13 protein-coding genes are annotated in these 13959 nt (G+C 70.9%); 5 read left to right on the forward strand and 8 right to left on the reverse strand.

Translation table 11 applies throughout. The annotated features are described in order from the left end of the window. Nucleotides 1-375, forward strand: a 375-nt coding sequence (locus PMI14_RS05020) for a LysR substrate-binding domain-containing protein (RefSeq protein WP_007850586.1), incomplete at its 5' end; no start/stop codon positions are given. On the opposite strand, the gene PMI14_RS05025 is transcribed toward PMI14_RS05020, so the two are convergent. Beyond that, entirely contained in the window at nt 372-1760 is a 1389-nt protein-coding gene (locus tag PMI14_RS05025; protein WP_007850587.1) for a sigma-54 dependent transcriptional regulator, read from the reverse strand. The two genes, PMI14_RS05020 and PMI14_RS05025, sit on opposite strands and share 4 nt — an antisense overlap. Next, nucleotides 1744-3552: a HAMP domain-containing sensor histidine kinase gene (locus PMI14_RS05030; RefSeq protein WP_007850588.1), complete on the reverse strand. Its 1809-nt coding sequence runs from the start codon at nt 3550-3552 to the stop codon at nt 1744-1746. Before PMI14_RS05030 ends, PMI14_RS05025 begins: the two co-directional genes overlap by 17 nt. 186 nt (nt 3553-3738) lie before the next feature. Here PMI14_RS05030 and PMI14_RS05035 point away from each other — a divergent pair, with 186 nt between their 5' ends. Together PMI14_RS05035 and PMI14_RS05040 are read left to right on the forward strand one after the other, a co-directional pair. After that, entirely contained in the window at nt 3739-4380 is a 642-nt protein-coding gene (locus PMI14_RS05035) for a DUF4166 domain-containing protein (protein WP_007850589.1), read from the forward strand. Nucleotides 4381-4407: 27 nt separating this feature from the next. Continuing rightward, nucleotides 4408-5865: a TIGR01777 family oxidoreductase gene (locus PMI14_RS05040; protein WP_007850592.1), complete on the forward strand. Its 1458-nt coding sequence runs from the start codon at nt 4408-4410 to the stop codon at nt 5863-5865. A gap of 25 nt (nt 5866-5890) precedes the next feature. Here the strand turns inward: PMI14_RS05040 and PMI14_RS05045 are convergent, their stop codons facing one another. Continuing rightward, the gene (locus PMI14_RS05045) at nt 5891-6529 is read right to left on the reverse strand and encodes an isochorismatase family protein (protein ID WP_007850609.1); all 639 of its coding nucleotides are present in this window, start codon (nt 6527-6529) and stop codon (nt 5891-5893) included. A 98-nt stretch (nt 6530-6627) separates the two neighbouring features. Between PMI14_RS05045 and PMI14_RS05050 the strand changes: the two genes are divergently transcribed. Continuing rightward, nucleotides 6628-7605, forward strand: coding sequence for a GlxA family transcriptional regulator (locus PMI14_RS05050; protein WP_007850613.1), 978 nt, complete (start codon nt 6628-6630; stop codon nt 7603-7605). A 51-nt stretch (nt 7606-7656) separates the two neighbouring features. Here the strand turns inward: PMI14_RS05050 and PMI14_RS05055 are convergent, their stop codons facing one another. The 5 genes from PMI14_RS05055 to PMI14_RS05075 form a co-directional block, all read right to left on the reverse strand. Then, nucleotides 7657-8976, reverse strand: a complete 1320-nt coding sequence (locus tag PMI14_RS05055; protein WP_007850616.1) for a lipase family protein — start codon at nt 8974-8976, stop codon at nt 7657-7659. A gap of 131 nt (nt 8977-9107) precedes the next feature. Next, nucleotides 9108-10241: an AraC family transcriptional regulator gene (locus PMI14_RS05060; protein ID WP_007850618.1), complete on the reverse strand. Its 1134-nt coding sequence runs from the start codon at nt 10239-10241 to the stop codon at nt 9108-9110. Between the two features lie 75 nt (nt 10242-10316). Further along, a complete protein-coding gene (locus tag PMI14_RS05065) occupies nt 10317-11264 on the reverse strand; it encodes a tripartite tricarboxylate transporter substrate binding protein (RefSeq protein ID WP_052024331.1) in 948 nt (315 codons plus the stop codon). 168 nt (nt 11265-11432) lie between these two features. Further along, on the reverse strand, nt 11433-12410 hold the full coding sequence (locus PMI14_RS05070; protein ID WP_007850622.1) for a TerC family protein: 978 nt from the start codon (nt 12408-12410) through the stop codon (nt 11433-11435). A 19-nt stretch (nt 12411-12429) separates the two neighbouring features. Beyond that, complete coding sequence (locus tag PMI14_RS05075) at nt 12430-12936, reverse strand: universal stress protein (RefSeq protein ID WP_007850625.1); 507 nt, start codon at nt 12934-12936, stop codon at nt 12430-12432. Between the two features lie 143 nt (nt 12937-13079). On the opposite strand from PMI14_RS05075, the gene PMI14_RS05080 reads away from it, so the two are divergent. Continuing rightward, nucleotides 13080-13959 (forward strand): LysR family transcriptional regulator (locus PMI14_RS05080; RefSeq protein WP_007850627.1); only part of this gene is annotated, 880 nt, incomplete at its 3' end.

Consider the following 13959-nt stretch of genomic DNA (forward strand, 5'->3'; position numbering starts at 1 on the left):
CCCCCCCAGCCGCAGGACCTGCTGGTGCACGATTACCTGCGCTACGCGGCCGGCGACGATGGGGTGGTGCTGCAGGGCCCGGCCGGCCCCGTGAACGTGCCGGTGCACAGCCGCTACCGCGTGAACCATGCCGTGGCCATGCTCGAAAGCGTGCTGGCCGGTGCCGGCATCTCGCTGCAGCCCACCTGGATGGTGGCCGAGCTGCTGGCCGATGGCCGGCTGGTGCGCGTGCTGCCCCGGTACACAGGCCCGGCGCAGCAGGCGCACCTGCTCTACGCCGCGCGCCCCTACCAGCCCCAGCGTGTGCGCGTGCTGGTGGACTTTTTGAGCGAGCGCGTGGGCCGGTTGCCGGGCAAGGCCAAGGCAGCGCCCTAGCGAAGTCCCAACCGCGCCAGCTTCTTGATCAGCCCCACGCGCGAAATGCCCAGGCGCCGCGCGGCTTCGGACTGGTTGCCACCGGCCGACTGCATGGCGTCGCGCACCAGCCGGCGCTCCAGCTCGGCCAGCGCCGCGTCGAGCGGCCCCAAGCCTTCCAGCGGGTCTGCGGATTCGGCGGCGCCGTGGTGGCCCTCGTCCGCCTCGCCTGCGGCCAGGCGCAGCAGCGGTGCGTCGACCTCGGGCTGGTCCTGGAGCAGCAGCGCGCCCGCGGCCTCGATCAGCGCCTTGAGCTCGCGCACATTGCCCGGCCATTCGCGCGCGGCCAGCCAGGCCAGGGCATCGCCCGACAAGCCGGCGCGCGGCGCCACGCGGTGCAAAAAGCGCGTGGCCAGCAGCGGCACGTCGGCCGGCCGCTCGCTGAGCGCCGGGGTGCGCAGCACCACGCCCTTGAGGCGGTAGTACAGGTCTTCGCGAAAACTGCCGTCGCGCACCATGGCCTCCAGGTCGCGGTGCGTGGCGGCCACCACGCGCACCTCGGCCTTCTTCTGGCTGCGCCCCCCCACAGGCACGAAGGTGCCCTCCTGCAGAAAGCGCAGCAGCTTGACCTGCATGGGCGGCGGCATTTCGCCCACCTCGTCGAGGAACAGGGTGCCGCCATGGGCCACCTCGACCAGGCCCGGCTGGTCACGGTAGGCGCCGGTGAAGCTGCCCTTGAGGTGGCCGAAGAGCTCGCTCTCCAGCAGCTCGGCCGACAGCGCACCGCAGTGGATGGCGACAAAGCCGCTGGCCGACTGCGGGCTGCAGGCGTGCAGGGCGCGCGCCACCAGCTCCTTGCCGCTGCCGGTGGGGCCCAGCACCAGCACGCTGACCCGCGTGGGCCCCACGCGCCGTACCATGGCGCGCAGCTGCACGGTGGCCTGGGCCTGGCCGATGAGGCCCATGTCGTCGCCGGCCTGCACCGCGCGCAGGGCGCGCAGCTCGGCATCGAGCTTCGCCTTGCGCAGCGCCCGCCCGATGACGAAGCGCAGCATGTCCGGGTCGATGGGCTTGGTGAGGAAGTCCCAGGCACCGAGCTCGGCGGCGCGCAGGGCCAGCTCGTGGTCGCCGTGGCCGGACCAGACGATCACCGGCACCCGCGCGAAGCGGGGCACCAGCGCCAGCCCGGCTTCGGGGTCCATCGATGGCGGCATGGCCAGGTCCAGCAGCACCAGGTCGGGCGCTGGCTGGGTGGCGAAGGCGGCCAGGGCCTGCTCGCCGTCGCCCGCCACCAGCACCTCGTGGCCCAGCCCGCGCAAGAAGTTGGCGCCCAGGCGCTGGAAGGCCGGCTCGTCGTCGACCAGCAGGATGCGACCGCGGTCTGCAGCGTCAGGAGGGGTGTGCATGGTTCAAGGGGAAGCTCAGGGTGAAACAGGTGGTCCAGGGCGGCCGCTGCGTGAGCGCCACCGTGCCCCCGTGGGCCGACAGGGTGCGCGCCACGATGGCCAGGCCCAGGCCCGTGCCGCCGGGGCTGCGCGATGCGAAGGGTTCGAACAGCCGGTGGCGGATCTCCTCGGGCACGCCCTGCCCGTCGTCGCAGACATGCAGCAGCACGGCATCGGGGCGCTGCTCGGCGTCGATGTGCACGGCCACCGGGGCCTCGGTGCCGGATGCTGCGCGTGCGTTCTCAAGCAGGTTGGTCAGCGCCTGGTCCACGCGCCGCGGGTCGCCGTCGATCATGAGCGGCTCCTGCAGGGCAGCGCCCAGCGTGCAGTGCGGCAGCCTGGCGGCGGCGGCGCGCACCTGGGCCGCCAGGTCGTAGCGCTGGGGCACCAGCTTCCAGGGCTTGGCATAGTCGAGCAGGTCATTGCTCAGGTGGGCGATGCGCCCCACCTGGCTGGCCACCTCGCGGCGCACCTCGGGTGAGGCCGTGGCCACCGCCATGGCAATGATGTTGAGCGGGTTGCGGATGTCGTGCGCCACCGTGGCGGCCAGCGAGCCCAGCTCGGCCAGGCGCGCCTGCAGCTGGCGCTCGCGCTCGCGCGCCGCGATCTGCTCGCCCTGGGCCACGCGCTCGGCGGAATCGGCGACCACCGTGCCGAACAGCTCGGCCACGCGCCGCGGCCCGGGGGGCGCAGCCTCCCAGCCGTGCAGGGTGATGGCCCAGCCGGAGCCCGCGCGCGTGCCCAGCAGGCAGGGCATGTCGCCGGGCGGCGGGGCAGCGCCATTGCCCAGCAGCACCCGCACCTGGGTGCCCGTGCGGCGGCTGAGCAGGGTGCCGGCCTCGCTCTCCAGTGCCGGCATGCTGTCGGCCGACTGCAGCGCCTGGCGCCAGGACTGCAGGTCGGCCGCCGAGACCGCGCCGCCCGGGTAGACCAGGCGCTCGGCGAACTGGCGCACGGGGCCGTTCAGCGCAATGCAGCTGGCCGCCACCACCAGGCCGCCGGCCCAGCGCGATTCGATGGGCAGCAGCGGAATCAGCGCCACCATGGCCGCGCCCGCGGCCAGCAGCAGGGCCCAGGCGAGCGCACGGCGCGCCCAGGCGTTGGACACGAAGACGCCGTAGCGCAGGATGCCGTAGACCAGGATCACGGGATAGAACGGCAGCCCCAGCAGCGGGTAAGGGTAGACCGGCAGGTCCAGGATCACGATGCCGTAGCCGGCCAGGCACAAGAGGCCCCACAGGCAGGACGCGGTCACCGCCGCGATCTGGTTGAAGGCCGGCCGCCGGGCGCGCGCGAGCGCCGTGAGCAGCACCGCGACCCCGCCGGTGCCCAGGAGGATCCAGGCCAGGCTGGCTGTCCAGCCCACCGTGTTGGCTATGGCGATGTAGCCCACGTGGGGCTTGTAGACCAGCTCGGCCGGCAGCAGCACCTGCGCCACCAGCGTTGCCGAGCCACCCAGCACATAGGCTGCCGCCACGCCCCAGCGCGGCAGCGGCACACGGCAGAACACCACGCAGAAGTGGAAGAAGAAGGCCGAGGTGAGGGGCGCAAAGGCCAGCAGCGCGAAGGTCAGCGGCTGGTGTGCCGGCCCGATCCAGTTGGGCAGCTCGTTGCCCGTGATCCAGATGGCGATGCCGGTCAGGAAGGCGGCCAGCAGCCGGGCGCCGGCCACCCGGTCGGCCCACCACAGCAGCATGCCGGCCAGGGCCAGGGTTTCGATGATCGAGAAGCCAAGGACGGCGCGGATGAGCATGGGCGGGGATGGAGGCCGAGGGGGGAGGACCTGTCGCCAGCGTTGACAACAGGGCCTGCGCGTACTGTAAACGAAGTATGCAGGTCGCCGGCAAAAAGCCAAATGAATCAACGACTTGCGGTAGCGCGGCGGGCTGGCCCGGTTTTCGCAGAAGAGGGAGCAGACAGCCCCCACAGGAAACCCGCCATGCCCTCCACCACCCTGCCCTCCTTCGCCCCCGCAGCCAACGCCGTGCGGCACCTCGACCTGGCCGACTACGTGGGTGCCGCAGGCTGGGCCCGCCTGCCGGCCGCCGTGCGGCGGCGCTTCGGTGCCGGCCACCCCGACGTGGACTACACCGGCCGCATGGACCTGCGCTGCTCCGGCATCGGCCGGGTGTACGCCAGCCTGTCGCGCGCCTTCGGCAGCCCGCTCACCGGCCTGCAGGCCCGCGGCCTGGCGGCCATCGTGCGGGTGCGGGCGAACAGCCAGGGCGGCGTGGTGTGGGAACGGGTGTTCGGAGAAGCAGCTGGCGCGGCCACCGTGCGCTCGACCAAGGAGCCCGGCACGGGCGGCCAACTGACCGAGCGCACCGATGGCGGCCTGGCCATGGCCCTCGACGTGTTCGAGGAGGACGGCAGCCTCGTCTTCCAGAGCCGCCGCTTCTTCCTGGCGCTGGGCCGGCTGCGCATCCCGGTACCGCAATGGCTGTCGCCCGGCCAGTGCCGCGTGACCCATACCGACCTGGGTGGCGGCGACTTCCGCTTCACGCTGTCCATGGCGCACCCGCTGTGGGGCGAGACCTTTTACCAGTTGGGTGTCTTCACCGACCCCCTGCAAGTTGAATGAATGAATGAATAAGTGAATGAGTCCACCATGAATACCGTCTTTCTGCTCCTGTCCTTCCAGTCCGTGCTCGGTGCCTTCGACAACCTCTGGCACCACGAGTGGGAGGCGCGCCTGCCGCAGCGCGTATCGGCGCGCCGCGAACTCGCGCTGCATGCCGCGCGCGAGGCCCTGTACGGGCTGGTCTTTCTGGGCCTGGCCTGGTTCGAATGGCGCGGCGCCATGGCCGGCGTGCTGGCGCTGATTCTGGCGGCCGAGGTGCTGATCACCCTGGCCGACTTTCTGGAAGAGGACCGCACGCGCCGGCTGCCGCCCTTCGAGCGCCTGCTGCACACCGTGCTCACCATCAGCTATGGGGGCTTTGTGGCGCTGATGGTGCCGGTGCTGCAAGATTGGGCTTCGATGAACACCGCACTGCACTTCCATCCCCACGGCTGGGTCTCCTGGCTGTTCACGCTGTACGGCGTGGGCGTGCTGGCGTGGAGCGTGCGCAATGTGCGCGCCGTGCGCCGACTCGGGCGCGCGGCCGCGCAGCAGGCATCGACGCCCGCCCCTGGGGCGCACACGCCGCCACCTGGGCCGGCCGTGCTGGTCACCGGCGCCACCGGCTTCGTGGGCAGCGCCCTGGTGCGGCAGTTGCAAGCCGAGGGCCGGCGCGTCATCGCCCTGTCGCGCGATGCGCGCCAGGCGCAGGGCATGTTCGGCCCCGGCGTGTGGGTGGTGGAGCAGCTGGACCAGATCCCGAGCGAAACCCACATCGGCGCTGTGGTGCACCTGGCAGGCGCCCGGGTGCTGGGCCGGCCCTGGACGGCCGCGCGCCGGCGGGAGCTGGTCCAAAGCCGCACGCAGGTGGCCATGGCCCTGGTGCAGCTGATGCGCCGGCTGCAGCAGGTGCCGCAGGTACTGGTCAGCGCATCGGCCGTGGGCTACTACGGTGCGGCCAACAACTTCGATGGCGCGGCCCTGGCCGAGGACGGCCCGCCCCGGCCAGGCGAGTTCCAGTCCGACCTGTGTGTGGCCATAGAACACGAGGCCCGGCGCGCCGAGGCCCTGGGCGTGCGTGTGGTGCGGCTGCGCCTGGGCGTGGTGCTGGGCCAGGGCGATGGCGCCTACCCCATGCTCGCATGGAGCGCCCGCTTGGGGCTGGGCGCGGTGCTCGGCTCGGGCCGGCAGCCGGCGCCCTGGATCCACTTGGCCGATGCGCTGGGGCTGATCCGCTTCGGCCTGGCACACCCGGCGCTGGAGGGCGCGGTCAACGCCGTGGCGCCGGACACCCCGTCGCAGGCGGGCTTCAGCCGGGCGCTGGCGCAGTCCTTCGGCCGCCGGGTCTGGCTGCGCATGCCGGGGGCGCCGCTGCGCTGGTTGCTGGGCGAGATGGCCACCCTGCTGCTCGACGGGCAGAACCTGGAGCCCCGGGCCGCGCAGCAGGCCGGCTACCGCTTCGAGCACCCGACCCTGGCCGGGGCGCTGCGCGACCTGGCTGGTTGATGGTGGCGGTGGTGGCCAGGCGAACTCAGGCGCGGGCTGCGCGTGCGCGGCCGCGCTGGTTGGACACCACCACGTTGTCCTTGGCCAGGGGCTGGCCATCGCGCACCGCTGCCAGCCAGCCCTCGGTGCTGGCCACCGCGGCGAAGTTGCTCTGAAACACCACGCTGAACACGCGGTGAATTTCCTCGGCGCTGGCGTAGCCCGCCGCGTTCTCGTAGGGCAGTGCGCCCGTGGCATCGGCCAGGAACTCCACCGCCAGCCCGCGGTGCATGGCCTCGAAGACGGTGGAGGCATCGCAGTTGTGCGTCATGTAGCCGATGACGCTGAGCGTATCGATGCCGTTGTCGGCGATCCACTGCGCCAGGTCGGTGCCCGTGAACGCGCTGGGCGTGGCCTTGGTGATCAGGTGGTCGCGGTGGCGGCGTGCCACCTCGGGGTGCAGCTGGCCGTTGTGGGCATCGGCCTGGAACACCGGCGCGCCCTTGGGCGCATGGTGCTGCACCACCACCACCTTCACGCCAGCGACGTGCGCGCCATCCATGGCCTGCAGGATCCGGGGCAGGCTTTGCTGCACGGGCGGGTATTCGATGGGCAGCAGGCCACCGTCGAAGTATTCGTTCTGGACATCGATGACGATCAGGGCGCGGCGGGGTGCGGTGGACATGGTCGGTGTTTCCATTGGGGTTGCGATGGAGTGAATCTTAGGCATCACCGCTCTTGGCCGATAGCGGCCCGAATGCCAATCATCGATAGAATCGGGCCATGCTGACCCTACCGCCCCCCGCCCGGCCCGAGACCGTCGCCGTGGTCGCCTTCGACGGCATCAGCCCCTTCCACCTGTCGGTGCCGTGCCTGGTCTTCGGCGAGGACCGCGACGAGGACCGCAGCCACCGCTTCGCGCTCTCGGTCTGCGCCGTAGTGCCCGGCGGGCTGCGCACCAATGCGGGCTTTGCGATCCATGTCGCGCACGGCCTCGAGATACTGCGCAAGGCGCAGATCATCGTCGTGCCCTCGTGGTTCGACGACACGCGCGCGGCACCACCGGAACTGCTGGACGCGCTGCGCCGCGCGCACCACCGCGGCGCCACCATCGTCGGCCTGTGCCTGGGGGCCTTCGTGCTGGCCGAGGCGGGCCTGCTCGAAGGCCGCACGGCCACCACCCACTGGTACCTGGCCGAGCGCTTTTCCGAGCGCTATCCCCACGTGGTGCTACAGCCCGAGGTGCTGTACGTGGACCATGGCGACGTGCTCACCTCGGCCGGCACGGCCGCCGGCATCGACTGCTGCCTGCACCTGCTGCGCGTGCGCCACGGGGCCGATGCGGCCAACCGCGCGGCGCGCCGCATGGTGGTGGCCCCGCACCGCCAGGGCGGCCAGGCGCAGTACATCGAGACCCCCGTGCGCGCCGCGCCCGAGCGCGACCGCCTGGGCCCTGTGGTCGCCTGGATGCTGCACAACCTGCAGCAGCCGCACGACCTCGATGCCCTGGCCGGCAAGGCGCTGATGAGCCGCCGCAGCTTCACGCGCAACTTCCGCGAGGCCATGGGCACCACCGTGGGCCAGTGGCTGCTGCACCAGCGCCTGGCCCTGGCCCAGCGCCTGCTGGAGACCACCGAGGAATCCATCGACGCGGTGGCCGACAAGGCCGGCTTCGGCACCCCGGCCTCGATGCGCCAGCATTTCGCGGCGGCGCTCAAGGTCTCGCCGCTGGCCTACCGCAGGCAGTTCCGCACGACCTGACACCACCAGGTCACCGGACCCGGGGCGGGATGGCCTTGGGGGGCGGTCTGTTTACTTCACCGTATCGAACAGCGCACGCGCCTGCGCGAAGCAGAACGGCGGCGCGTAGCTGCCGTGGTAGCCGCCGTAGTACTTGGCGAAGGCCGGGTTGGCCGGGTCGGTGGGCGCCGCGCCGTTGGTGCCGAAGGTGGCCTGCACCTGGGCGTCCACGTCCACCGCCGTCACGTGGGTGGCGCCGCGTGTGTCGAGCAGGGCCTTGAAGGCCTTCTGGTTGAGCGCGTAGGGGATGGTCGGGTCGCCCGAGCCCTGGCACAGCAGGGTGCGGGCGCGCGGTGTCCAGTCCATCAGGTCGTTGCGTTTGGCCGCCAGGTAGACCGGGTTCTGGTTGTTGGATACATAGTCGGCCAGGAAGGCCGGCTGCAGGATGGCAGCGCGCGCCTGCTCGGGCGATTCGCCGTTGGCACCGGGCAGCGCACCGCTGGCGACCATCGTGGCGACGTTCAGCGTGCGCGAGGGGATGAGGTTCTCGATGGTGTCCGCATACGGCTTGCGAAAGACCGTGTTCACATCCGTGTAGATGTTGCCGTAGGTCTTTTGCCAGGCCGTGATGGCCAGGGGCACGAAGACCTGCACCCCGGCGATGGGCTGGCGGGCCGAGTCCGACACGTTGAACGGTGCGCCCATGAGCGCGGCGCCGACGATGTTGAGCTCGGCCGCGTTGTCGCGCTCGCCGTTGCGCTGCGCGGCCGATGCCGCATGACCGCCCTGCGAGTAGCCGGCCAGCATGACCTTGCCCGACAGGTTGGCGCCCACGCCCGCCGCCGCATTGCGCGCCGCGCGGATCGAGTCGATCACCGACGCGGCCTCCGAATCGGCATGCAGGTAGGGGTGGTAGGGGAAGGTCGATTTGGCGTAGCCCAGGTAGTCCGTCAGCACCACCGCATAGCCCTGCGCGGCCAGGAAGCCCATGGCCATGCCGGTCTCGGCATCGGTGGCGCTGGCCATGGTGCGCCCCTGGGCCACGTCGGTGCCGCGCGCGTAGGCCACCAGCGGCGCCGGCCCGCTGCAGGCGGCGCCCGTGGGCACCAGCATGGCGCCCGACACGTTGGCGTCGGCGTTCTTCGGGTCCACCGTGCGGTAGTTCAGCGCGACGATCTTCACGTCGCAGCGCGCCTTGCCGGTCAGCGCCTGCAGGCCGCCGGCCGCCATGGCCGCGTCGATCTGCGCGGCCGAGAGCGTGGCCACGCTGGCGGGTGCCTCCAGCAGCGCGCCGCGCTGCGGCCCGTCGTCACCACCGCCACAGCCCGACATCAGCCCGGCCGATGCGGCCGCCATCGCGCACCACAGTGCATTGCGTTTCATCGTCATCATCTCGTTGTCTCCTTCTTGGTTATGTGTGCATCGCAAGATGCGCACCCCAGTATCGAAGGGCCCGGCGCGCGCCGGAATGACGCCATCGGCCAATGGGTGTCCGCTGCGGACACCCCTGCCGGACCGGTCGGTCAGCCCTGCAGGAAGCCCGCCTCCCGGCGGTACTCGCTGGGGGACTTGCCGGTCCAGCGCTTGAAGGCGTGGCGAAAGCTCACCGCGTCGCTGAAGCCGATGGCCGCGGCGATGTCGTCGGCGCCCAGGCGCGTGGTGCTCAGGTAGTCGATCGCCAGGGCCTTGCGCACGCTGGCCAGCAGGTCGGTGAACGAGGTGCCCTCCGCCTCCAGCTTGCGCCGCAGGGTGCGCGAGGTCATGCTCAGCGCCTCGGCGACGACCTCGATGTCGGGGAACTGGCCCGGCGTGCGCGTGAGCTCCTGGTACACGCGCCGGGTAATGCCCGCATGCCAGCGGAAATCCTCCAGCAGCCGCAGGCACTGGCTGGAGACATGGGCCGCCGTGATGGGGTTGGCCAGCTGCGGCGCGCGGTCCAGCCAGGCGGCCGGGTAGCTCAGCGTGTTCTGCGCCTGGCCGAAGGCCAGCGGGCATGCGAGCAGCTGCGCCAGCAGCGCCGCGTGGGGCGGCTCAGGGCAGGTGAAGCTGGCGCCCTGGGGCAGGCACCAGGGGCCCATGGTGTCCTTGAACAGGGTGACATGCACGGCGAACTGCAGGTCGATGAGCAGGCGGTACAGCGCTTCGTCCACGTCGCGCACGAGCAGGGTGTCGTGCGAGGGCAGCAGCCAGGTGGCCAGGCCCTGCTGCTCGACCCACTTGATCTGCAGCATGCCGTTGGCCAGCTGGTGGAAGCGGACGCCGGTGTCGAACATCTGCCGCATGGACTCGGAGCACAGCAGCGCATAGCCGTACATGCCGTAGCACGAGGCGTGCAGCCGGGCGCCCACGCGCGCCCCGGCCTCGTAGCCGCGGGGCAGCCGCACGGCATTGCGCGCGGCATGCAGGAACTGCGACGGCGAGGTGAGCGTGAAGGGGTCACGGATCGCCGCCGCGTCGAGCCCCGTGCCGGCCAGCACGGCATCCACGGGCCAGCCCAGCTCCTGGGCCACCTCGACCAGCACCGAGAGCTTGGAGGGGGCGAAGCGCTTCTCGCCCGCCGCGGCCGAGGACGCCTGGCTCCAGGGGAGTTGGACCGCCGCCATGGCAGCCTGGGCCGGGTCCGCGCGCCGCGTGCCCTCTGCAATGTCGGAGTACATGCCGCGATGGTGCCCTGTGGGCGCCTCTGCGGCTACCCGGAAAGTCCCTTAGCGACGCCCGGCCCCCCGGGGGCCCTACTCGGGCTGCAGGTCGATCGACTTGCCCACCCGCTGGTAGCGCACGGTTTCCGACGCGTAGAAGGTGGCCGCCCTGGCCAGGCTCGTGGGCTCGGCAGGGATGACGCCCGTGGCCTCCAGGTTCTTGCGGAACTGCGGCTGGCGCAGCGCCGTGTTCACGGCCGCATGCACCTTGGCGACCACGGCCTCGGGCACGTTGCGGTGGGCCATGACGGCGCCCCACAGGTCGAAGTTGAAGTCCTTGACGAGTTTGCTCTCGTTGAGGGTCGCCACGTTCGGGAAGGCCGGGTGGCGCGTGGTGCCGGTGTAGCCGATGGCCTTGAACTTGCCCGTCTGCAGCAGCCCGGGCACCGGCCCACCCATCGCGAGGAAACCCATGTCGATCTGGCCGCCCGCCAGGTCGGTGATCATCTGCTGCGCGCCCCGGTAGGGCACGTGCACCATCTTCACGCCCGTGTCCTGGGCAAAGCGCTCGGCCACCAGGTGGTAGGCCGAGCCGCGGCCCACGCTGCCGTAATTGAGTTCGTTGGCGGCGCGCGACCTGGCCAGCGCCACGAACTCGGCCACGTTGTTCACCGGCAGCTCGGAGCGCACCACCATCATCAGGTAGGTGGACAGCACGGGCGCCACCATGCGAAAGGCGTCGGGCTGATACCTGGCACCGGCCACGGCCATGGGCGTCTGGATCAGCTCAATGGGCGTGCCGAACATCAGCGTGTAGCCGTCGGGCGGCGCGTTGAGCACGCGCTGCGCGCCCAGCGCACCGCCCACGCCCGCCGTGTTCTCCACGATGACTGGCTGGCCCAGCTCCTTTTGCAGCGCCGGTGCCGTGGCCCGGGCCAGTGCGTCAGCCTGGCCGCCGGCTGGAAACGGCACCAGCAGGGTGATGGGCCGCGTAGGGTAGGTCTGCTGCGCCTGCGCGGTGCAGCACAGGGCGGTCGACACAACAACAAGAAGAAGGGGAAGCCAGTTTCTGATGAGGGGCACGGTAGGTTCTCGCGGGGGGACAGTGGATGGGAGGGCTGCCACTATCGCCCGCAGGGCCGGCCGTGAGAATGATCGCGCTGGCCAGTTCCAGGCTCGGATCGGACAAGTGCATCCCGATCCCGGCGCTCACCCCGCGCGCGTGGACGGCTTGGTGCCGGGGAGCTTCAGGCTGAGGACCACGGACACCAGGATGATGGCGCCCACGATCGCCAGCGACCAATGCGTGGGCAGGTGGTACCAGGGCGCGACCAGCATCTTGGTGCCGATGCAGACCAGCACCAGCGCCAGGCCGTACTTGAGCAGGCGAAAGCGCTCGGCCATGTCGGCCAGCAGGAAGTACAGGGCCCTGAGGCCCATCACGGCGAAGATGTTGGAGGTGAAGACGATGAAGGGGTCGGTGGTCACGGCAAAGATGGCCGGGATGCTGTCCACCGCGAAGACCAGGTCGCTGGCCTCGATCATCAGCAGTACCAGGAGCATCGGCGTGGCATGGCGCACCCCGCCGATGCGCACGAAGAAGGCCTGGCCGTGGAAGCCCGGCGTGATGCGCAGGTGGCCGCGCAGCCAGCGCAGCAGGGGGTTGTGCTCCAGGTCGGGCTTGCGCTCGGCCAGCACCAGCATCTTGATCCCGGTGACCACGAGGAACAGGCCGAAGACGTAGAGCACCCAGGCGAACTCCGACACCAGCCACACGCCCCCCAGCACCATCACGGCGCGCATGGCGATCGCGCCCAACACGCCGTACAGCAGCACGCGGCGCTGCAGCGGCGGCGGCACGGCGAAGTAGCCGAAGACCATCACGAACACGAACATGTTATCCACCGACAGGGCCTGCTCGATGAGGTAGCCGGTGAAGAACTCCAGCGCTTTGCGGTTGGCGACCTCGCGCCCGGCCACGCCGTCCAGGTACCACCACAGCAGCGCGCCGAAGCCGCAGGCCAGGGCCACCCAGGCCAGCGCCCAGCCCGCGGCCTCGCGCGGCGCAACGCGGTGCGCCTTGTTGCCGCCCAGCACGAACAGGTCCAGCGCCAGCATGGCCAGCACGAAGGCGATGAAGCCGGCCCACATCGGGCCGGTGGCCAGGGTGTCGATGCTGCTGGTCATCACCAGGCCCTGTGCCCGCTCAGCTGGCGGCCATCCACAGCACCAGGATGCCCGCGCCCACGCCCGCGGGGATGCCGAAGCGCTCCAGCTTCGATGCGGGCTCGCCGGCGATCACCTCCACAGGCACGCTCGTGCGCTCGATCACCTGGTTGGTGACCGAGTTCTCGACCATGCGCACCAGCGAGCTCTTGCGCGCCGTGCTCATGACGATGCAATCGCAGCCGAGCCGGCGCGCGGCCGCCACGATGCAGTCGGCCTTGTCGCCGACCTCCATGTGCACGGTGTAAGGGATGCCGGCGCCGTCCAGCGCCTGGCGCACCGGCGCCAGCGCGCGTTCGGCCTGCTCCTGGTGGAACTCCGTGCGGTCGCTCTTGCTGCTGAAATCGCAGACATGCTGGGAGAACGGCGGCTGCACGTTGAGGACATGGATCGCCAGATCCCGGTTCTTCGCAAACTCGCCCATCACATGGCGCAGGCCATGCAGCGAATTGGCGGAACCATCCGATGGAACAAGGACTCTCAACATGGCTGTCTCCTTCCGACGGGTCGGTGTGGTGGCCCGCCCCACGGCCACCCTGTGGTCTGCGTGCCTGGCACCACGATAGCCAGGTGGCAGCTTTGTGAAAGCAGCGAATTGGGAAGCGACAGTTCTGAAAAACCGGACAGTGCATGGGCCCCGACTTCAGCTACCGGCACCTCTACTACTTCTGGGTCGTCGCCAAGGAGGGCGGTGTCGCGCGCGCTGCCGAGCGCCTGGGCATGGCGGTGCAGACCGTGAGCACGCAGGTGCGCGAGCTCGAGCGCGCGCTCGGCTATGCCCTGCTCAAGCCCTCGGGGCGCGGAGTGGCGCTCACCGACGCGGGGCTGGCCGCCATGCGCCAGGCCGAGCAGATCTTCCAGCTGGGCGAGCAGTTGCCGGCCGCCGTGCGCGATGCGGCCGGCGCCCCCACGGTGCGCCTGGTGGTGGGCATCTCCGACCAGTTGCCCAAGCTGGCGGTGCGCAGCCTGATGCAGCCGGTGATGCAGGCACCACACCTCAAGCTGCTGTGCCTGGTGGACGAGTTCGAGGACCTGCTCGGCGACCTGGCGCTGCACCGGCTCGACGTGGTGCTGGCCGACCGCCCCGCACCACCCAACCCCAGCCTCAAGGTCTACAGCCACCCGCTCACCTCCTCGGCCCTGGCCTGGTATGCGCCGCCTGCGCTGTACGCAGCGGCCCGGCGCGGCTTTCCGCAGTCCCTGGCCAAGGTGCCCGTGCTGTTGCCCACCACCCATGCCGCCGTGCGCACCCGGCTCGACCAGTGGTTCGAACGCATGGCGATCCGGCCGAACCTCGCCGGTGAGTTCGAGGACAGCGCCCTGCTCAAGACCTTCGGCGCGGCGGGCATGGGCGTGTTCCCGATGGCCGGCCTGGTGCACGACGAGCTGACGGCCCACTACGGGGTCAAGCGTGTGGGTGCCTGCGCGGGCGTGGAGGAGTACTTCTTTGCCATCGCCGCGCACAAGAAAGTACTGCACCCGCTGGTGGAGCGGCTGCTGCCGAACAGCC

It is taken from the genome of Acidovorax sp. CF316 (genome assembly GCF_000276605.1).
Taxonomy (GTDB): Bacteria; Pseudomonadota; Gammaproteobacteria; order Burkholderiales; family Burkholderiaceae_C; genus Acidovorax.

Excerpts from the sequence above, each read along its gene's own strand:
- PMI14_RS05060 (WP_007850618.1), bottom strand. The coding sequence starts at position 10,241 with ATGTACTCCGACATTGCAGAGGGCACGCGGCGCGCGGACCCGGCCCAG.
- PMI14_RS05040 (WP_007850592.1), top strand. The coding sequence starts at position 4,408 with ATGAATACCGTCTTTCTGCTCCTGTCCTTCCAGTCCGTGCTCGGTGCC.
- PMI14_RS05050 (WP_007850613.1), top strand. The coding sequence starts at position 6,628 with ATGCTGACCCTACCGCCCCCCGCCCGGCCCGAGACCGTCGCCGTGGTC.
- PMI14_RS05025 (WP_007850587.1), bottom strand. The coding sequence starts at position 1,760 with ATGCACACCCCTCCTGACGCTGCAGACCGCGGTCGCATCCTGCTGGTC.
- PMI14_RS05055 (WP_007850616.1), bottom strand. The coding sequence starts at position 8,976 with ATGATGACGATGAAACGCAATGCACTGTGGTGCGCGATGGCGGCCGCA.
- PMI14_RS05035 (WP_007850589.1), top strand. The coding sequence starts at position 3,739 with ATGCCCTCCACCACCCTGCCCTCCTTCGCCCCCGCAGCCAACGCCGTG.
- PMI14_RS05045 (WP_007850609.1), bottom strand. The coding sequence starts at position 6,529 with ATGTCCACCGCACCCCGCCGCGCCCTGATCGTCATCGATGTCCAGAAC.
- PMI14_RS05070 (WP_007850622.1), bottom strand. The coding sequence starts at position 12,410 with ATGACCAGCAGCATCGACACCCTGGCCACCGGCCCGATGTGGGCCGGC.
- PMI14_RS05075 (WP_007850625.1), bottom strand. The coding sequence starts at position 12,936 with ATGTTGAGAGTCCTTGTTCCATCGGATGGTTCCGCCAATTCGCTGCAT.
- PMI14_RS05030 (WP_007850588.1), bottom strand. The coding sequence starts at position 3,552 with ATGCTCATCCGCGCCGTCCTTGGCTTCTCGATCATCGAAACCCTGGCC.